The organism is Actinomadura sp. SCN-SB, assembly GCF_043906805.1.
Taxonomy (GTDB): domain Bacteria; phylum Actinomycetota; class Actinomycetes; order Streptosporangiales; family Streptosporangiaceae; genus Spirillospora.
This window is the reverse complement of the sequence record NZ_JBIMPP010000053.1, coordinates 19,717-38,976: the sequence shown is the minus strand read 5'-3', so window position 1 is coordinate 38,976 and position 19,260 is coordinate 19,717. Positions and strand designations below refer to the sequence as shown.

The 19,260-nt window shown below is 72.4% G+C and carries 13 protein-coding genes; 8 read left to right on the top strand and 5 right to left on the bottom strand.

Annotated elements, in window-relative coordinates; all coding sequences use genetic code 11:
• Positions 1-106 precede the first annotated feature (106 nt).
• From ACGWYJ_RS28150 to ACGWYJ_RS28140, 3 genes are all read left to right on the top strand, one after another.
• Positions 107-1,147 carry a CDP-alcohol phosphatidyltransferase family protein gene (locus ACGWYJ_RS28150; protein WP_395109406.1) on the top strand — a complete coding sequence of 347 codons (1,041 nt, stop codon included), beginning with the start codon at positions 107-109 and terminating at the stop codon, positions 1,145-1,147.
• Positions 1,148-1,436: 289 nt separating this feature from the next.
• Positions 1,437-2,579, top strand: coding sequence for an acyltransferase family protein (locus ACGWYJ_RS28145; protein WP_395109404.1), 1,143 nt, complete (start codon positions 1,437-1,439; stop codon positions 2,577-2,579).
• Positions 2,580-2,607: 28 nt separating this feature from the next.
• On the top strand, positions 2,608-4,824 hold the full coding sequence (locus tag ACGWYJ_RS28140) for a CDP-glycerol glycerophosphotransferase family protein (protein WP_395109403.1): 2,217 nt from the start codon (positions 2,608-2,610) through the stop codon (positions 4,822-4,824).
• Between the two features lie 99 nt (positions 4,825-4,923).
• Here ACGWYJ_RS28140 and ACGWYJ_RS28135 read toward each other — a convergent pair whose 3' ends face one another.
• From ACGWYJ_RS28135 to wecB, 3 genes are read right to left on the bottom strand one after another with little or no spacing between them, the layout of a single operon-like run.
• Positions 4,924-7,161, bottom strand: coding sequence for a glycosyltransferase (locus ACGWYJ_RS28135; protein WP_395109401.1), 2,238 nt, complete (start codon positions 7,159-7,161; stop codon positions 4,924-4,926).
• Positions 7,162-7,172: 11 nt separating this feature from the next.
• Positions 7,173-7,880 carry a hypothetical protein gene (locus ACGWYJ_RS28130; RefSeq protein ID WP_395109400.1) on the bottom strand — a complete coding sequence of 236 codons (708 nt, stop codon included), beginning with the start codon at positions 7,878-7,880 and terminating at the stop codon, positions 7,173-7,175.
• Positions 7,873-8,973, bottom strand: coding sequence for a non-hydrolyzing UDP-N-acetylglucosamine 2-epimerase (gene wecB / locus ACGWYJ_RS28125; protein ID WP_395109398.1), 1,101 nt, complete (start codon positions 8,971-8,973; stop codon positions 7,873-7,875). Before wecB ends, ACGWYJ_RS28130 begins: the two co-directional genes overlap by 8 nt.
• Positions 8,974-8,997: 24 nt before the next feature.
• Here wecB and ACGWYJ_RS28120 point away from each other — a divergent pair, with 24 nt between their 5' ends.
• The 3 genes from ACGWYJ_RS28120 to ACGWYJ_RS28110 all read left to right on the top strand — a co-directional run bounded on the left by ACGWYJ_RS28120 (position 8,998) and on the right by ACGWYJ_RS28110 (position 13,187).
• Complete coding sequence (locus ACGWYJ_RS28120; protein ID WP_395109396.1) at positions 8,998-10,626, top strand: glycosyltransferase family 4 protein; 1,629 nt, start codon at positions 8,998-9,000, stop codon at positions 10,624-10,626.
• Between the two features lie 13 nt (positions 10,627-10,639).
• Positions 10,640-11,902: a nucleotide sugar dehydrogenase gene (locus ACGWYJ_RS28115; protein WP_395109394.1), complete on the top strand. Its 1,263-nt coding sequence runs from the start codon at positions 10,640-10,642 to the stop codon at positions 11,900-11,902.
• A gap of 142 nt (positions 11,903-12,044) precedes the next feature.
• Positions 12,045-13,187: a glycosyltransferase family 4 protein gene (locus ACGWYJ_RS28110; protein ID WP_395109392.1), complete on the top strand. Its 1,143-nt coding sequence runs from the start codon at positions 12,045-12,047 to the stop codon at positions 13,185-13,187.
• Between the two features lie 7 nt (positions 13,188-13,194).
• On the opposite strand, the gene ACGWYJ_RS28105 is transcribed toward ACGWYJ_RS28110, so the two are convergent.
• The gene (locus ACGWYJ_RS28105; RefSeq protein ID WP_395109390.1) at positions 13,195-15,144 is read right to left on the bottom strand and encodes a PQQ-binding-like beta-propeller repeat protein; all 1,950 of its coding nucleotides are present in this window, start codon (positions 15,142-15,144) and stop codon (positions 13,195-13,197) included.
• Positions 15,145-15,311: 167 nt separating this feature from the next.
• On the opposite strand from ACGWYJ_RS28105, the gene ACGWYJ_RS28100 reads away from it, so the two are divergent.
• Together ACGWYJ_RS28100 and ACGWYJ_RS28095 are read left to right on the top strand one after the other, a co-directional pair.
• The gene (locus ACGWYJ_RS28100) at positions 15,312-15,917 is read left to right on the top strand and encodes an HD domain-containing protein (protein ID WP_395109388.1); all 606 of its coding nucleotides are present in this window, start codon (positions 15,312-15,314) and stop codon (positions 15,915-15,917) included.
• Between the two features lie 277 nt (positions 15,918-16,194).
• Positions 16,195-18,702, top strand: a complete 2,508-nt coding sequence (locus ACGWYJ_RS28095) for a HelD family protein (RefSeq protein ID WP_395109386.1) — start codon at positions 16,195-16,197, stop codon at positions 18,700-18,702.
• A gap of 54 nt (positions 18,703-18,756) precedes the next feature.
• Here the strand turns inward: ACGWYJ_RS28095 and ACGWYJ_RS28090 are convergent, their stop codons facing one another.
• Positions 18,757-18,954, bottom strand: coding sequence for a hypothetical protein (locus ACGWYJ_RS28090; RefSeq protein WP_395109384.1), 198 nt, complete (start codon positions 18,952-18,954; stop codon positions 18,757-18,759).
• Between the last annotated feature and the right edge of the window lie 306 nt (positions 18,955-19,260).

Sequence of the window (19,260 nt, the reverse complement as noted above, 5' to 3'; positions counted from 1 at the left end):
CGTGACGAGTCGATGGCAAACGGGCGAACCCCGTTCGGACAGCCGATACCATCTTGTCCGCTTCTGCGGTCCGGGGGCTCGCTTCGTGACGAAAGGACACCACTCCATGGCGAATTTCACGCTCGAGGACGTTCGGCAACGGACGTACAAGGCGCGTGACGCGTGGTGGACGGTCATACTGGTCGATCCGCTGGCCTCCCGGCTGGTCCGCGTGACCGCCAACCGCACGAGCATCACCCCGAACCAGCTCACGGTGGGCGCCCTGGTGCTCGGTCTGGGCGCCGGCGCCTGCTTCGTGGTGGCCTCCTGGCCGTTCCTGCTGCTGGGCGCGCTGCTGTACCACCTGTCCTTCACCCTCGACTGCATGGACGGCAAGATCGCCCGGCTGAAGGGCACCGGCTCGGTCTTCGGCGCCTGGCTGGACTACATCTTCGACCGCGTCCGGGTGATGGCCTGCGCGATCGCGCTGATGGCCGGGCAGTACGCCGCCACCGGCAACGTGGCCTACATCTGGACCGCCGTGGCCGTGGTCTTCCTGGACATGCTCCGTTATATGGACGCCCTGGAGATCTACAAGGTGCGTTCCCAGATGCGGAACAAGCTGAGGGCGATGCGCGCCGAGGCCGACGCGCTGGAGCAGGCCAGCCGGCAGGCCGAGGACGGTTTCGCGGTCGACATGAACGCCGAGCTGCGCTCGGCCGAGGACGTGCTGCGGCCCGACCCCGAGGCCGACATGGACGAGCGGGTCGTGGCCGACAACCCCGCCGTCGCCCTGCAGGCCGAGTTCAACAAGCGCTTCCCCTGGTACGCGCGCATCCGCAACGCGCTGCAGCGCAGCCGGATCCGCCCGCACCTGTTCAGCGGGATCGAGTTCCAGATGGCCGTGTTCATCGTGGCGCCGGTGCTGGACGCGGCGGTGCCGGGCGCGATCATCCCGGTGACGATCGTGGCGGGCGCCGGGCTGATGGCCTTCGAGCTGGCGATCATCTACCAGTTCTGGCTGTCCAGCCGGGACTACAGCCGCACCATGGCCAAGCTGGAGGCCACGGTCGCCGACTTCCGCGGCAAGCTGCCGCCCGGCGCGCCGGAGGGCGAGCCCGCGCCGCACGGAGCGCGGGAGGCGGCCGTGGGCGGCAGCGGAGCGTGACCTCGCCGAGCGACGTGAAACGTACGACATATAAAGGGCATCGCGTGTAGCCCGGACGATATGCGGCCTCCGCTTCATGGAGGGGCATGGTCGGCGAGCACGGAGGGCTCCCGGGGGGACACCCAGGGGGCCCTCGCCGTTTCACGCGTCCTCACCATGCGTCGCGCGAGGTCCATTGCGTACCCGTACCGAACCACTACACTCCGACACCATCGCACTCACCAGTTCCCCGACCAGCCCACCTCAGGAGGCGGTGGCCTAGCACTACAGTCCAGTCGGAGACATCAGAGTGACCTTTCCCCGCCAAGGAACGGCTCCGGCCGCTCCCGACATCCGGACGGCTCCCTCCGGCGACACGGCCGGCCGGCGATCCGGATATCAACGCGATCCCTACTTCGACAACGCCAAGTTCGCCGCGGCCCTGCTGGTCGTGGTCGGCCATGTCTGGGCCGAGTTCGATGACGCCAGCGCCGTGGTCGACGCGGCGTACAAGACGGTGTACGCCTTCCACATGCCGGTGTTCGTGTTCATCACCGGCTACTTCTCCCGTGGCTTCACGCGCTCGCCGGAGAAGTTCCGCACGCTGCTGCCGACCCTGGTGGTCCCGTACCTGATCTTCATCGTGCCGTACCGGGCGCAGATCGTTCTGCTGCGCGGGGAGCCCTCCGAGGTCGCCGAGCTGTTCATGCCGCACTACCTGATGTGGTTCCTGGTGGCGCTGGTGTGCTGGCGGCTGAGCGCGCCGTTGTGGGCCCATCTGCGCCATCCCGTCGCGGTGGCGGTGGTGGTCTCGCTGGGCGCGGGCTTGTGGATCTGGGCCGAGGACGGCACGCTGAGCAGGATGGCGGGCCTGCTGCCGTTCTTCGTGCTCGGCCTGGTGATCGACCCGGAGCGGGTGCGCCGGCTCAGGCGCCCGGCCACACGCCCGCTGGGCGTGGCCGTCTTGGTCGCCGCGCCGATCGCGTTCTACGCGTGGCAACACGGCCCGTTCGACCTGCCGTCCATTGACATGCGGCTCCTGTGGTGGGACAGCGGATATGAGGAGATGGGGTATTCCGCGCTCGAAGGCATGGCCGGGCGGGCCACCGCACTGCTGACGGCGGCGGTGCTGGGAGCCGCTTTCCTCGCGGCCATGCCTCGCGGGCGCACGTGGTACACCGAACTGGGTACGAGGACGATGTACGTGTACCTGTTGCACGGTCTGGTGGTGAAGACGTTCGACTACACGGGCGTCTTGGCCTTGCCGGCCGTGCGCACCCCGCTGGGCATCGTGGCCGTCACCCTCGCCGCGGTGGCCCTCGGTGTCCTGTTGTCGACCCGCCCCGTCAAGACCGCCACCCGATGGGCGGTCGAACCCCGAGCCCGGTGGTTGCTGATGACCGGGCCCCGGTCCGGCTCCGGCACGCGGCCCCTGACCGGCGCCAGCCAGTAGTCATGCCCCCGACACCGATTGGTTCATTGTGAGCAGCAACACCAGCGTCTCGCTCAGCATCGTCGTGCCCGTGCACAAGGTGCAGGGGTACCTCCGGCAATGCCTTGAGTCGCTCCTCGTCCCGGACGTCCCCAACCTCGAACTCATCGCGGTCGACGACGCCTCTCCCGACGGCTGCGGGGCGATCCTCGACGAGTTCGCCGGGCGCGACCCCCGCGTCCGGGTCAAGCACCTCACCGAGAACGTGGGCCTGGGCGAGGCGCGCAACATCGGGCTGGACATGGCCGAAGGCGACTACGTGTGGTTCGTCGACAGCGACGACTACGCCACCGACGGCGCCGTGCGCGCCATCCACCGGCGGCTGGATCAGACCCGGCCGGACGTGCTGATGTTCGACTACGCCCGCTCGTACTGGAACGGCCGGCTCCACCGCAACATCGCCAACCACCTCTTCCGCGAGCCGCCGCCGCCCGAGGTGTTCAGGCCGGAGGAGCGGCAGAGCGTCCTGGAGCTGATGATGACCGCCTGGAACCGCGCGTTCCGGCGGGAGTTCCTGCTCCGGCACGGGCTGCGGTTCGGCGGGGGCTACTACGAGGACATCAACGTCACCTACCCGCTGCTGATGGCCGCCGAGAAGATCAGCATGCTGGACCGGGTCTGCGTCATCTACCGGCAGCGCCGCCGCGGCGCGATCACCAAGACCTTCAGCGACAAGCACTTCGACGTGTTCGCCCAGTACGACCGGGTGTTCGCGTTCATGGACGCGATGGGACCGCGCGCCGATCAGTTCCGGCCCCTCATGTACAACCGGACGCTCTGGCATCTGATGGTGATCCTCGACCGGCGCGACCGGGTGAGGCCGTCCGACCGGGAGCGGTTCTTCCGGGAGATGTCGGCGCTGGCCCGCCGGTACAAGCCGGCCGACTACCGGCCACCGGACGACCCGCTGGTGGCCAAGAAGCACCGGCTGATCGAGAAGGGCGACTACGGCGGCTACCGGCGGCTGGTGTTCTGGTTCAAGGTCCGGCGCAAGCTCAGGGTCAAGGGCGGCGAGTACCGCAGGAAGGCCGCGCGGAGGCTGCGCAGGTCGGTGAAGACGCGGATCAAGTCGCTGTACTACCGGGTGCAGTTGCGGATGCCCCTCGACGAGAACCTGGCGATGTACGCCGCGTACTGGTACCGCGGGTACTCCTGCAACCCGGCGGCGATCTACGAGGCGGCCAAGGAGCTGGCGCCGGGGGTGCGCGGCGTCTGGGTGGTCGGCCCGGACGGCCTCGGCAGCGTGCCCGAGGGCGTCGACCACGTCCTGCCCGGGACCCCCCGGTACTACCGGCTGATGGCGCGCGCCAAGTACTTCGTCAACAACGTCAACTGGCCCAACCAGATCGTCAAGCGGCGCGGCCAGGTGCACCTGATGACCCAGCACGGGACGCCGCTGAAGCGGATGGGCCTGGACCAGATGGACTATCCGGTCAGCTCGGCCGACCTGGACATCGGCGCCCTGATCAAGCGTTCGGACCGGTGGGACTTCCTGCTGTCGTCCAACCCGCTGTCGACGGAGGCGTGGGACCGCGGGTTCCCGTGCCGGTACCAGATGCTGGAGATCGGCTACCCGCGCAACGACCGGCTGGTGAAGGCCACCGAGGACGAGCGCGCCCGGCTGCGCGCCGAGCTGGGCCTGCCGGAGGGCAGGACGGCGATCCTCTACGCGCCCACGCACCGCGACTACCAGGCGCGCTACACCCCGATGTTCGACATCGGCAGGTTCCTGAGCGAGGTGGGTCCCGACTACGTGCTGCTGCTGCGGGCCCACTACTACTACAAGCTCAAGGATCTGATCCGGGACATGGCCTGGCCCGCCGACCAGCTGATCGACGTGTCGGGGCATCCGCGCGTCGAGGATCTGGCGATCGCCTCGGACGCGCTGCTGACCGACTACTCCTCGATCATGTTCGACTACGCGAACCTCGACCGGCCGATCGTTCTGTACGTCAACGACCTGCAGACCTACCAGAACACCCGCGGGCTGAACTTCGACATCACCTCCATCTCCCCCGGCGTGGTCGCCACCACCGAGGCCGAGCTGATCGACGCGTTCGCCTCCCGGACGGCCTGGAGCGACACCGCGGCCAAGGCGCGCTCGGAGTTCCGGGCCAGGTTCTGCCCGTGGGACGACGGGCACGCGGCGGAGCGCGCCGTGCGCCGCGTGTTCCTCGGCGAGCAGGTTCCGAACCCGCCGCGCTGAGACACACGGAAACCGGAGGGCTCCCGGTGCCCGGCCGGCCCGATGCGAGAGCGAAGGTCGGCGTCATCGTCCCGGTGCACGACCGGCGGGACATCGGGCTCAGGCGACGCGCATGGTCTGCGTGGGCTCCAGGGCGCCCGCCAGCAGGTCGGTCCACTGGCGGCACACCTTGTCCAGCCCGTACGCGGCGCGGACCTGTTCGCGCGCGAACGCCCTTTCCGACTCCCAGCGTCCCTCGCGGACGGTCGCGGCGATGGACTCGGCGATCGCGGTCGCATCCCTCTGGATCCAGCGGGTGTCGTAGATGGTGTCGGCCCCCGGCCAGCCGAGCAGCACCGGCACCGCGCCCGACGCCATGCCCTCGGCGGGCGACAGGTGGAAGCTCTCATCATCGCTGGTGGACAGGACGAAGCCGATGCGGCGCAGCCAGGCCGCCACGTCCCTCCCGTAGGAGTCGAACACCACGCCGCCCGCCAGCGCCGGCGAGCGGCGGATCCGTTTGAAGACCTGCTCGTAGTGGGCGCGCTCCTCCGGCTTCTGCCAGATCCACCAGTACTCCCACGGCAGCTTGGACTTGATGAACAGCGTGTAGCGCGGGTCCTCGCGGCGCAGGATCTCCAGCGCGTCCAGGGCCAGGTCGAGCCGCTTGCGGGACGGCGCGATGCCGATCATCCCGAGATGGTGCTCGGCCCCGGCCAGCTTGGGACGGTCGAGCTGGTGGTCGTCCACCCAGTTCGGGATGACCGTGATCTTGTGCAGGGGCCAGCCGGTGGCCTCCCTGGTCAGCTCGGCGTAGTGCGGGCTGACGCAGACGACCTGGTCGACCGCGCCGATGTCGAGGTCGCGGGGCCAGGACGCGTACAGCTCGAACCGGTGCAGCCGCACCACCAGTCGCTGGCCGGGACGCTTGTGCTCGGCGTACCAGAGCGCGTTGGGGCCGCACCATTCGCAGACGATGACGTCGGCCCACTCGATCATCTCCCGGCTGCGGTCGGGGTTGTGCACCTTGAGCGCGGCCCAGTGGTCGACGCGGACCTCCATGTCCGGCCGCGACCTCAGGTAGTCCAGCAGGCGGCTGAAGAACTTCAGGTCGTGGCTGGCCACCGCGACCCGCAGCTTGCGTTCGCCCTGCTCCGGGCCGCCGCCGGGCGGCGCGGGCGGGGTGGCCGCGAGCACGGCGGGCGACGGCTCGGGGAACGTCTGGGCGAGATAGCGGCGCAGGCGCCCGGCGGCGGCCTCCAGGGTGAAGCCCTCCGCGGCCGCCCGGCAGCGCTCGACGGCCAGCGTGTACATGTCCGGGTTCTTGCCGATCAGGGTGAGGGCGTCGAGGACGTCGTCCTCGGTGGCGGAGAACAGCGGGTAGTCGGCGCCCAACAGCCGCTCGTGCATCGGCGTCCGGTTGAGCACCACGGGGACGCCCAGAGCGCCGCACTCCAGCAGCTTGGTGGACAGCTCAAGGCTGGCGTCGAGGCCGGCGTTCCGCCACGACAGGCCCACGTCACCGGCCGCGGTGAGCCGCATCGCCTCCGCGCGCGGGTGCCCGCCGTGCCAGATCACGCCCTCGCTGGACTCCAGGGCCTGCCGCATCCGCGCCGCGAAGCCCGGGTCGGCCGGATCGTCATGGATCTTGTCGCCCACCATGTGCACCTCGGCGTCCACACCGCGCTGGGCCAGCAGCCGTGGCAGCCGGGTCATCTCGTAGGTGTTCCAGCGCGGGGCGAACTTGCCCGTGTACACCAGCTTCATGGCACGCCCGACCGGCAGGCCGCCCTCCCGCGGGGACAGGCCCTCCGGCAGGGCCACCACGGGCGGGAACAGGACGCTCTTGCCCGCCGTCGCGGGCACGGCGCTCTCCAGGAAGCCGCGCAGCTCCTCGGTCTGGCACAGCAGCACCCTGGAAGCGTCGGCGATCCGCCGCAACTGGCCCTTGGCCTCGTTGCCGAACGCCGCCGCCGACTGCGGGACGTCGGTGAGGTAGGTCCACAGCCGCCCGGCCAGCGGGCTGGACGCCAGCCGCGCGGCCAGCATCATGCCGCGCACCACCACCAGGTCGAACGGCCGCTCCCCATCGACCCGGGCCAGGACCTTGGCGGCCTGCCTGGTCGCCATCGGCTCCTTGCCGCGTACCAGGCCCTCGGCGTGCGGGCTCAGCACGGTCACGCCGGGCAGGGCGCGCAGCGGGTCGACCAGCCGCCCGGTCAGGACGGGCGCCTTGAGCACCAGGGTCACGTCGCAGCCCGCCAGGGCGGCGGTCTGCACCATCCCCTGGGCCCAGATGGCCGAACCGTCGATCAGGTTGAGATCGACGTCGCCGTAGACGAGTGCGCGTGGTCGCACGGAAGGTCCTTTCAGGAAGCGGCGAAGGTCAGCTTGGCCAGTTCGGAGGCGGCGGTCACGCGGGCGTCCCACTTCAGGACGGCCAGGGTCGGTGGCGGCGCCTCGCCCCACAGGACGAGCGGCATCCCGCGCTCGGCGGCCTTCCGGCGCACCTCCATCAGCACCCGGTCGCGGTCGTACATGCCGGGGACGCCCAGGTACGCCCACGGCCCGCCGGGCTCGCCGGCCGCCGCGTCCACGATCAGCAGATCGGCGTCGGCGGTGTCGAGCACGGTGATGGCGTCATGGGGATAGAGCGAGATCACCTTGGCGTGCTCGCCGAGCAGGGCCGCGGTCTCCCTGCCGAGCACCCCCGCGATGATCAGGCCGTCGTACGGCTGGGACACCAGCAGCCGGTCCTCGGGGCGCTCCACGTCGTCGAGCTCCAGCTTGCCGCTCCGCCGCACGGTCGGCTCGACCGACGGGACGTTGCGCTTCCTCCACAGCCGGTACAGCTCGCGGGGCAGCCTGGCGCCGCGCCGTTTCGGGGCGCGGGCGGCACCGGCCACCAGCCGGCCGAACTGCACGGTCGTGGACTTCTCCAGGGCGATCAGCCGCCGCTCCAGCTCCTGGACGCGGCCCTCCCGCTCCTTGAGCAGGGCCCTGAGGCGGGCGATCTGCCGGTTCGCCTTCGCCGTGGACGCGGCGCCCGATCCCGCCGCGGACGATCGATCAGTCACCGAGAAACTCCATGATCACTTCTGCGCAGCGGGGGCCGGCGGCGCCGTCCCACAGCGGCGGCGTGCGCGAGGTGCCGCGGGCGCCCTCCTCCAGCGCCGCCCTGGTCCGCGGGACGAGCTCGTCGAAGCCGACGAGCCGGTTGGTGCCGTGGGTGATGGTGATCGGCCGCTCGGTGTTGGGCCGCACCGTCAGGCACGGAACCCCGAGGATCGTCGTCTCCTCCTGCAGGCCACCCGAATCGGTCACCACGGCCGCCGCCCCCCGTACCGCCGCCAGGAAGTCGATATATCCCAGCGGCTCCAGGACATGCACGCCGTCATGGTCGTCCAGCCCCGCGGCCAGCAGGTTCGCCCGCCCGCGCGGATGCACCGGGATCACCACGTCCACCAGGTCCGCCACCCCGTGCACGTTCTTGACCAGCACGGCGGCGGTGTCGGGCGAGTCGACGTTGGCCGGCCGGTGCAGCGTGGCCAGCACGTACCGGTCGGGCAGCCCGTGCGCGGCGCGGACCGCGCCGGTGTCGAAGGTGTCCAGGTTCTTCAGCAGCGTGTCGATCATGGGGTTGCCGACCAGATGGCACCGCGCCACGTCCACGCCCTCGTCCGCCAGGTGCCCGATCGCCTCCGGGCTGGTGACCAGGCACAGGTCCGACAGTTGGTCGGTGAGCCTGCGGTTGACCTCCTCGGGCATGGTCATGTCGAAGCTGCGCAGCCCGGCCTCCACATGCGCGACCGGAATGCCCAGCTTGGCCGCGACCAGCGCGGCGGCGATCGTCGAGTTCACGTCTCCGTACACGATGACCAGGCCGGGTGAACGGCCGATGAACTCCTGTTCAAGCCCGGTCATGAGCGCGGCCGTCTGCACGGCATGGCTGCCCGATCCCACGCCCAGGTTGACGTCCGGCTCGGGCAGGCCGAGCTCGCGGAAGAAGACGTCCGACATCCGCTCGTCGTAGTGCTGTCCCGTGTGGACGACCGCCTGCCGTGCCCCTCGGGCCGCGAGCGCCTCGATCACGGGAGCGGCCTTGACGAAGTTCGGCCGGGCCCCCAATACGTGCACGATGGACGCCAACACGATTTCCCTTCTGTTCATCGGGGTTGCCTACGCTCGCCCGCCGTGCTCAAACGAACCGTCTACCTGCTGGGACTGACCTGGCGGCAGCTCCGTGACGATCCCGGCCGGGCGCCCAGGCTCGCCGTCCGCCTGCTGGCCGGGATCGTCCCCGGCCGTCCCGGCGCGAGACTGCGCGGCTCGCGTCTGCTGGTCCCTCGTCCCCGCGATCCGCGCCGCGAATCCTCCGACCTACAGGCTTTGCTCGATGGCACGACGTCCGCCGGCCTTCCGGAACGGGCCGCCGGCGGAACGAAGCGTGGGGAGCGTACCCACCCCAGGGAAAGCGCAGGTGAACAAACGGCGGCCTGCGGGAGCGGCGGGGCCGGCGGGGACGCTGGGGCGGCGGGGGCGGTCCTGCAGTTCGTGACGAACGCGTTGCCGGCCACGAACGCGGGCTACACCGTCCGCACCCACCGGATCGCGCTGGCGCAGCGGGAGATGGGCTTCGACACGCACGTCGTGACGCGCCTCGGCTACCCGCTCAGCCAGGGGATCGGGGACGCGCGGCCACGGGTGGAGGTCGACGGCGTCCCGTACCACCGGCTGCTGCCCTGGCTGCCCGCCAGGGACCCGCTGCGCGACATCGCCAAGGGCGCCGACCTGGCAGGACGTCTGGTGGAGACGGTACGGCCGCGGGTGCTGCACGCGGTGAGCAACCACCTGAACGCGGCGGTCGCGCTGGAGCTGGGACGGCGGTACGGGCTGCCGGTCGTGTACGAGGTGCGCGGCTTCCTGGAGGACTCCTGGCTGTCCCGCGATCCCTCGCATCGCGCGGACGACCCGTTCTACCGGCTGACCCGCGAGCTGGAGACGCGGCGGATGGCCGAGGCGGACGCGGTGGTCACGCTGGGCGAGGCGATGCGGGAGGAGATCTCGGGACGCGGCATCGACCCGGCCAAGATCTTCACGGTGCCGAACGGGGTGGACGACGCCTTCCTCGAACCGCTGCCGGACGCCGCCGGGCTCCGCGCCGGGCTCGGCCTGCGCGAGGACACCCCGGTCGTGGGCCTGACCTCGTCGTTCTACGGCTATGAGGGCATCGACACGCTGATCGACGCGGCGGCGCTGCTGCGGGACGGCGGCACGCCGGTCACCCTGCTGCTGGTGGGGGACGGTCCCGAGCTGGGCGCGCTGATGAGGCGGGCCGCCGGGCACGGGCTGCGGGTCGAGGACCACAGGGCCGGGGCCGCGACCGACGGGCACGGGAACGGGCCGAGGCAGGGGCCGGAAGCCGACGCCCGGGTCCTGTTCACCGGAAGGGTGCCGATGCGGTCGGTCCGCCGATACCACGCGCTTCTGGACGTGTTCGCCGTCCCCCGGCGCGCCGACCGGGTCTGCCAATTGGTGATGCCCCTGAAGCCGCTGGAGGCCATGGCGGGCGGGATCCCGGTAATAGCGAGCGATGTCAAGGCTTTGCGCGAAATCATCGAACCCGGTGTGACCGGTACGTTAACAATACCGGAAGATGTAACGGCTTGGGCGAATTCGCTGGCCGGACTCATTTACGCTCACGAACAACGCCGGAAAATGGGGCGGTCCGCCCGGGAATGGGTGCGGGCGGAACGTACCTGGCGCGCCGTCGCGTCCCGGTATCGGGACGCCTACGCGGCGGTCTGGAACCCAGTCTCGTGAAGGGAGCCGCCGGGTGGATCTGGTGGTCATCGGGCTCGGCTATGTCGGGTTGCCGCTGGTACGGGAAGCCTGCCAGGCGGGGTTGAAGGTGGCGGGGCTGGACCGCGACCAGCGGGTCGTGGAGGGGCTGCGGTCCGGGCGCTCGCACATCGACGACGTGTCCGACGCCCAGGTCGGGGCCATGCTGGCGGCCGGGTTCACGCCGACCACCGACGAGGCGGTCCTGGACGGGGCGCGGAACGTGGTGATCTGCGTGCCCACACCGCTGTCGGACGAGGGCGGGCCGGACCTGACCGCCGTCCGCGGCGCCGCCGCCACGATCGCGCCGCACCTGTCGCAGGGGATGCTGGTGGTGCTGGAGTCGACCACCTACCCGGGCACGACCGACGAGGTGCTGCGGCCGCTGCTGGAGGAGTCCGGCCTGGTGGCGGGCGTGGACTTCCATCTGGCCTTCTCGCCCGAGCGGATCGACCCGGGCAACCCGGTGTTCGGGGTGGCCAACACGCCCAAGATCGTGGGCGGGCTGACGCCGGCGTGCGCGCAGGCGGCCGCGGCGCTGTACGGCAAGTTCGTCGCCGAGGTGGTGCAGGCCAGGGGCACCCGCGAGGCGGAGATGGCCAAGCTGCTGGAGAACACCTACCGGCACGTCAACATCGCCCTGGTCAACGAGATGGCGATCTTCTGCCATGAGCTGGGCATCGACCTGTGGGACGCGATCGACTGCGCGGCCACCAAGCCGTTCGGCTTCCAGCCGTTCCGGCCCGGACCCGGCGTGGGCGGGCACTGCATCCCCATCGACCCGAACTACCTGTCCTACAAGGTGCGGTCGCTGGGGTACCCGTTCCGGTTCGTGGAGCTGGCCCAGGAGATCAACGACCGGATGCCCCGGTACGTGGTGGAACGCGCGCAGCAGCTGCTCAACGCGCAGGGCCGCGCGCTGAACGGGGCCCGGGTGCTGCTGCTCGGGGTGACCTACAAGGCCGACATCGCCGACCAGCGCGAGTCCCCCGCCCGCCCGATCGCCCGGCGGCTGGTGGCCCTCGGCGCGGACGTCCGCTACCACGACCCGTACGTGAAGGGCTGGCGGGTGGACGGCGCGGAGATGCCCTCGGCCGGCGATGACCTGGTGGCCGCGCTGGAGTCCGCCGACCTGGCGATCGTGCTGGCCGGGCACTCGGAGTACGACACCGCGACGCTGTCCCGGCACGCCAGGCTGCTGTTCGACACCAGGGGCCGGGTGAGGGACGCCCGCGGCGAGACCGTCGAGCTGCTGTGACCTCACCGAAGCGGAACGCTCCGCGGGGGCCGCTTCCCGACCGGCGGCGTGCACCGGCCGGACCATCGGAATTCATCCACGATTTCCGTGCCGCACCCAGAATCCAGAGTGGGAATATCGGCACCCATCCGGAGTGAGTGGAATGCGGGTCTGCGTCTGCACGATTGTGCATCATCCCGAAGATGCTCGGATTCTGCATCGGCAGATCCGCTCCTTGCTCGACGCGGGCCATGAGGTCACGTATATCGCCCCGTTCCGGGCATGCAACGTGACGCCCTGGCGGGAGATCAGCCCGGTGGACGTGCCGCGCGCCAACGGCCGCAGGCGGCTGAAGGCGCTGCGCGCCGCGCACCGCGCGCTGGAGGACCACGCCGCCTACGCCGACGTGGTGCTGCTCCACGACCCGGAGCTGCTGGTCGCGCTGCCGCGTGAGGTGCGGCGGCGCACGGTCGTCTGGGACGTCCATGAGGACACCGCGGCGGCGCTCACCGCCAAGGGCTGGGTGCCGACGCCGCTGCGTCCCGTCCTGCGCCGCGTGGTCCGGAGGATGGAGCTGCGCAGCGAGCGCCGCTACCGGTTACTCCTCGCCGAGGAGGGCTACCGGGAGCGGTTCCGCGAGCGGCATCCCGTGGTGCCGAACACCACCTTCGTCTCCGACGAGCCGCCCGGCCCGCCCGACGACCGCCGCGCGGTGTACGTGGGGCATCTGTCGGCCGCGCGCGGCGCCCTCGACATGATCGAGCTGGCCCGGCTGCTGTCCCCGGAGGGGATCACGGTCGAGCTGATCGGGTCCGCCGACCCCGACATCCGCCCGCGGCTGCGCGAGGCGCAGCGGGAGTCCGTGCTGCGCTGGTACGGCTTCGTCCCCAACGACCGGGCCCTGCGGATCGTCGAGGGGGCGATGGCGGGCCTCGCGCTGCTGCACGACGAGCCGAACTACCGGCACTCCATGCCGACCAAGGTGGTCGAGTACATGGCCCGCGGCATCCCGGTGATCACCACGCCGAACCCGCCGGCCGTGCGGATCGTGGAGCCGTCCGGGTCGGGGCTGGTGGTCCCGTTCAACGACCCGGTCGCCGCCGCCGACGCCGTCCGCAAGCTGCGCGCCGACCCGAGCCTGCGTGAGGACCTGGCCCGGCGCGGGTACGAGACGGCCCGTGCCGGCTTCCACTGGCCGGCGCAGGCGCCCCGGTTCGTGGAGCACCTGGAGACCTGGGCGTCCCAGGCCACCGTCCTGGACGGGGAGCCGGGCGCGGACCGCGCCGTGGCCGACGGCAGGATCTGAGCCCCGGTCAGGGAAGGGACGGCAGCCGGGTCGCGACCACGCGGGCCAGGCGGGTCGCCGCGCCGGGCGGCTGGGACGCGTCCACCATCACGATGTAGCGGTCGACGCGGAGCGCGATCGTGCCCGCCGTGGGGCCGATCTCGTACGCCTCGTCGGCGCCGATGTCGGTGCGGCGGCGCGCCTGCGACTGGGTCGCCTGGAACGTCTGGAGCAGGGCGGACGCGGTCGGGGCGGTCGGCGCCACCCACTTCACCGTCACCGTGAGCCCGCGCCTGCCCCACCGCTGCTGCGAGGGCGAGGGGGACGCGGGCACGAGCCTTGAGGGTGACGGTGACGGGGACCGGGACGGGCTTGCGGTGGCCGGCGCGGACGACCGCGGCCGAGCGGAGCCGGTCGGTGACGGCGTCGGCTCGGCCGGGCCTTCCGGATCAGGCCACTGCTGCTCGTACGTGCAGGTCACCGGATGGGGCAGCCCGATCCCTCCCACCTCGGCCCGGCCGGCGCCGGTGGCGCGGGCGCCCTCCAGGTGGGCGGCGGCCAGGTCGGGCCCCCGGATCAGGCCGCAGGCGTCCGGCCAGTCCTTCTCCGCGACGCCGCCCAGCTCGGCGGGCCCGGGGCCGGCGCGCCCGCCCCGCAGCGCGAACAGGTGGGCCGACCCCGTCGGACGGGGCGCCGCCTCGGGGACGGCCACGTACAGCAGCCCGCCCGACGCCGCCAACCATGGGCGCACCCCGGTCAGCGCGGGGTCCAGCGCGAACGGGGCGGGAACGGTCCCCGTACGGCCATCGGCGGGCTCGATCACGTCGATCCCCGCGGGCATCAACCGGGAGTCCAGCCTGGGACGCAGCGCGTAGAGCCGCCCGCCCGCCTCGGTGAGGGCCGCGTACCAGGGGACGTCCCGTGCCCATTCCGAGCGGCCGGAGGCCACCTCGACCGACTCCATCCGGCCGGTGCCTGTGGGCGCGTCGTCGGGCCGGTAGGCGACGACCAGGTGGCCCTTGTGGATGACCGCGGGGCACATGGCGTCGCCGCAGACCTCGTCCCCGTTCCACACCACGACCTGGGTGCCGTCCTTGTCGTACGCGCGCAGGGCCGTGCCGTCGGCGGCGACCGTGACGCCCTCCAGCACGCGCACCTCGGGCGACTCGCCTGAGCCGAGCGACCGGACCCAGCGCACCCGGCCCGAACCGGGCTCGACCGCCAGCAGGCGGCTGCGGTCGGGGCAGTCGAGCGCGAGCACCGACAGGGACTCGTCGCCGTCGGCCGGGTGCGAGGCGTCCTCGAACAGCCGGCAGCCCGTGGGCAGCTTCAGCGTCCACCGGGTGGAGCCGTCGTCGGCCGACCGCCCGTACAGGGTGCGGCGGCGCTCGTCGGTGGTGGTGACGACGCCGGAGCCGCCCGGCCAGCGCAGCGTGGCGCGGCTGGCCGCCGCCGGGCGCTCGGTGTCGTCCCGGCGCCACATCAGCCCGCCGGAGAGCGCGTCGAACGCCACCATCTGCCGCTCGTCCCTGTTCCCGGTGCGCTCGAAATAGCCGACCAGCCGGGACCCGGTGGCCGACCAGCCGGCCATCGTCCAGCCCGAGCGGTGGTAGCTCCAGCGGTCGGTGCCGGTGCGCGCGTCCGCCACCTCAAGGCCGCGTCCGGAGGCGGTGACCACCTGGCCCTGCGCGACCTGGTAGGCCACCCCGGAGCCGGAGAGCGCCCCGGCGCGGGCGGGCGCGGACCTCTGCCAGCTCACCGACAGCGGGCCGGGCGGCGGCCCGATCGCGGACTGCGGGACGGCGGGCGCGGAGGTGACATGGTGCCGCACCTGCCACCATTCGGCTTGCAGGACGTACCGGCTCACCACCGTGACCCCGACGACCACGGCCAGCGCAGCGCAGAGCAGCCCCACCACCACGCGACCTCTGCCGGCCGCCTTCGCGCCCTGCGTGGACCGCTGCCGACCGCCGACCACGACCGCGCCGCCTCCCTGCCGTTTCCGCTCCGCCTACAGCCGCGTGACGTACGTTGCTGCCAACACCTCTCCACCATGCCCTGACGCGGGTGCCCCCGCGACACGGTCGGCGAGAGACGGCGAGAGATCACGATAGGGCGAGTCGGCAGGCCGAGACGGAGCATCCCGTGGACGACATCTTCATCAGCTGGCGGACCTGGCCACAGGCACGCGCCGACCTTGAGGCCTGCGGGGACCTCGACGCCGCCACAATGGAGGAGGTGGAGAAGGCGGCGGTCGCGGCCGAGCGATGGCACGGGGACCAGCGCCGCCCCACCGGCGTCCCGTACGTCGAGCACCTGCTGGAGGCGCTGGAGGTGCTGGTCCGGGGCGCGGGCGAGACCGACCCGGAGATCCTGTCGGCCGTGCTGCTGCACGACGTGGTCGAGGACACCGACGCCACCGTCCGGGACGTGGAGGAGCGGTTCGGGCCGAGGGTCGCCGAACTCGTCGACTGGGTCACCAAGCCCCCGGCGGGCAACGCCGGACGGCAGGCGAAGCGCGCGGCCAAGGCCGCCTACCTGCGGCGGCTGCGGGACGCCCCGCGCGACGCCATCATCGTGAAGCTGGCCGACCGGGCGAGCAACGTGCAGCGTCTCGACCAGGTCGCGCCCGATTTCCAGCGCCGCTATTTCGCCGAGACCGTCACCTACATCCTGCCGCTCGCGAAAGATCACCCCTGGTTCGCGTCCTGGTACGCGGCCTGGCGGGAGCGGTTCGCCCACCTGCGCTGAGCCGCGGACGCGAAGGCGACGCGGCGCGGCGCCGCCGGATGACATGCCGGTCCCCGTCCGGGACGCCGCCCTGGCCGCGGCGATGTTCGCGGTGCCCGCCTTGAACGAACGCTGACCGAGCCTGGCCCGCCCGGGATGGGTGGGATGGACGATTTCAGGGAACCCGGCGCCGACCGAATAAGCTGTCTCTTCGCCCTGCGCACCCGCGGCGCGGGACGGAGCGGGGGGACGGGCGTCGCCCCCACGCGGGAAGTCGTGACGCTAGGGAGCCGCCTGCATGTCGTCCCAGGTGAAGGGTCGGCCGGTCACGGTCAAGGATCGCGAGATCGCCGCCGAGCAGCGCTACGTCGACCGGGCGTACGCGCGGCTGGAGGAGATGCGCGCCGAGGCCCAGGCCATGATCCGCGAGGGCTACCGGCAGTCGCAGGCCGGAACGAAGGGCTCCCTGGTGGACCGCGACGCGATGGTGCACCAGGCCGCGCTGCGCGCCAAGGCGCTGGACGTCGCCGACGACGGCTTGGTGTTCGGCCGTCTCGACCTGGCACCACGCCCCGCGAGCGAGACCGGCGCCGAGGCGAGCAGCGAGGTGAACGCCGAGGCGAACGGCGATGGCGCCACGAGCGCGCTCCCGCCCGGTCCCGCGGGCGGCGAGATCCGGTACATCGGCCGGATCGGCGTCCGCACCCCCGACCACGACTCGCTGGTGATCGACTGGCGGGCCCCCGCCGCCGAGGACTTCTACCGCGCCACCCCCGAGGACCCCCGGGGCGTCGTCCGCCGCCGGGTGCTGCACTCGCGCGGGCACACCGTGGTCGACCTGGAGGACGACCTGCTCGACCCGGCCGCCGCCGACCGGCTCACCGTGGTCGGCGACGGCGCGTTCCTGGCCTCGCTCGCCCGCGCCCGCGAGGGCGCGATGCGCGACATCGTGGCGACGATCCAGCGGGAGCAGGACGAGGTCATCCGCGCCCCCGCCGACGGCACGGTCCTGGTGCGCGGCGCGCCCGGCACCGGCAAGACCGCGGTCGCCCTGCACCGGGTGGCCTACCTGCTGTTCCGGCACCGCCGCCGGTTCGGCTCGCGCGGCGTCCTGGTCGTGGGCCCGAACCGCCGCTTCACCGCGTACATCGAGCGCGTCCTGCCGTCGCTCGGCGAGGGCTCGGCGACGCTCCGCTCGCTGGGCGACCTGGTGGAGGGCGTCACCGGCACCGTCCACGACACGCCCGAGCTGGCCCGGCTGAAGGGCTCGGAGACGATGGCGCGGGTGCTGCGGCGGGCGGTCACCGACCAGGTCCCGGGCGCGCCGGACGACCTGCGCGTGGTCTACAAGGGCGTGGTGGTGCGGCTTGACCGCGCCCGCCTCGACAAGATCCGCAACGACGTGCACCGCCGGAGCCGGGGCAGCGTGAACGCCGCCCGCGGGCGCGCCGCCGAGGCCCTCCTGGACGCCCTCTGGGCCGCGTTCCGCGACCTGGGCGGGCCGGAGGCGGCGGCGACCGCGGCCGAGGGCGACCTGAGCGTGTGGAACGCCCTGCTCGCCGCCGACGGCCTGGAGCCCCTGGACGGCCCGGAGACCCGGCCCGCGGCGGGCGGCGGCTCCAACGGCGGCGGCGACGCCATGCGGGCCGAGTTCCTCGCCCGGGTCCGCGAGCAGCGCGCGTTCACCGACTTCCTGGTGGCGTGGTGGCCGCTGCGGCGCCCGATCGACGTGCTGCGCTCCCTCGGCGACGCCGAGCGGCTGCGCCGCGCCGCGGGCCGCGACCTGGACCGGGACGCCGTGCGGCTGCTGTCGTCCGCCTGGTCCCAGGCCCTGCGCCCGGAGGCGGAGCCGGTCCTCAGCTACCAGGACGTCGCGCTGCTGGACGAGATCGACGCCCTGCTCGGCGCGCCGCCTCGCCCGTCCCGCCGCCGCCCCAAGCCGCGGGAGGACGACCCGTTCGTGGTGGACGGCGTCAACATCCTCACCGGCGAGGAGGTCGCGGACGAGACCTGGGAGCCGGAGATGCAGGAGCTGACCACCTCCATCGAACGGCTGGAGCGCTCGCGCCGGGTCGACGACGGCGTGGTCGAGGAGCGGCCCGAGTACGCCCACATCGTGGTCGACGAGGCCCAGGACCTGTCCCCCATGCAGTGGCGCATGCTGGGCCGCCGTGGCCGCCAGGCCGGCTGGACGATCGTCGAGGACCCCGCCCAGAGCGCCTGGGAGGACCTCGACGCCGCCCGTACCGCGATGGACGCGGCGCTGGGCGCCACCGAGCCCTCGTCCGGCCGCAGGGGGCGCCGCCGCAAGCCGTCCCCGCGCCGCACCCGTTACGAGTACGAGCTCACCACCAACTACCGCAACTCCACTGAGATCGCCGCCGTCGCGGCGCGCGTCCTCGCGCTGGCCCTGCCCGGCGCCCATCCCGCCCGCGCCGTCCGCGCCTCGGGCATCGATCCGGTGATCCGCGTCGTCCCCGAGCCCGAGCACGAGAGGGCCGCCCGCGAGACCGTCGAGGACCTGCTGCGAAGAGTGGAGGGGACGATCGGACTGATCGTCCCCGCCGGCGATCCCGCCGCCCGGGACCGCCTCGCCGCCGGCTTCCCCGACCGCGTCCAGGTGCTGGACGTCCTGGAGGCCAAGGGCCTGGAGTTCGACGCCGCCGTGATCGTGGCCCCCGAGACGGTCGCCGCCCAGTCCCCCCGCGGCCTTCGCGTCCTCTACGTGGCCGTCTCCCGCGCCACCCAGCACCTCGCGGTCCTCACCGCCGACCCCCGCTGGCACGACACCCTCACCGGCGGCTGACGCCCCGCCCGGGACGGCGAGATCGCGCGCTCCCGCCCGTCCCGGTCCCCCGGTTCAGCCGTCCCCGCCCTCCGTGTCCCCGCCGGCGTCGGGGCGGCCGGGCACGGCCGGCTCCGGACGGCCCGCCTCGGCGTGCGCCGTTCCACCCCACAGCTCCGCCCCCGCGGGCTCCGTGAGGATGACCGGATCGGCGCGTTCGGTCGGTTCCTGCCAGCTCAGATCGTCGTGGTGAGTGATCACCCGGGATTTCACGAGACGCTCCCTTGGCTCGGCGCCCCGCCCGGTTCCGGGTCCGCGGCGGCCCCCGGCGCGCCACGGCACGGCCCCGTCCGGCGGGGCGGTCATCATTACCGGATCGGCCGGTGCGCGGGGCGCCCGGCGGCCGGCGGGCACGAGGCCCCCTCCGATACCCGGGCGGGCTCCTCGGCACCGCGGCTCGTCCTGCTGATCAACGCTCTGACCTCCTCTTTCTCCGTCCCGTTCGGGACTTTGTATCGAAATGGACGCGTTGACCGAGTCTGATGGCCTGACTCGCCTATCTCGTACTACTGTTCTGCC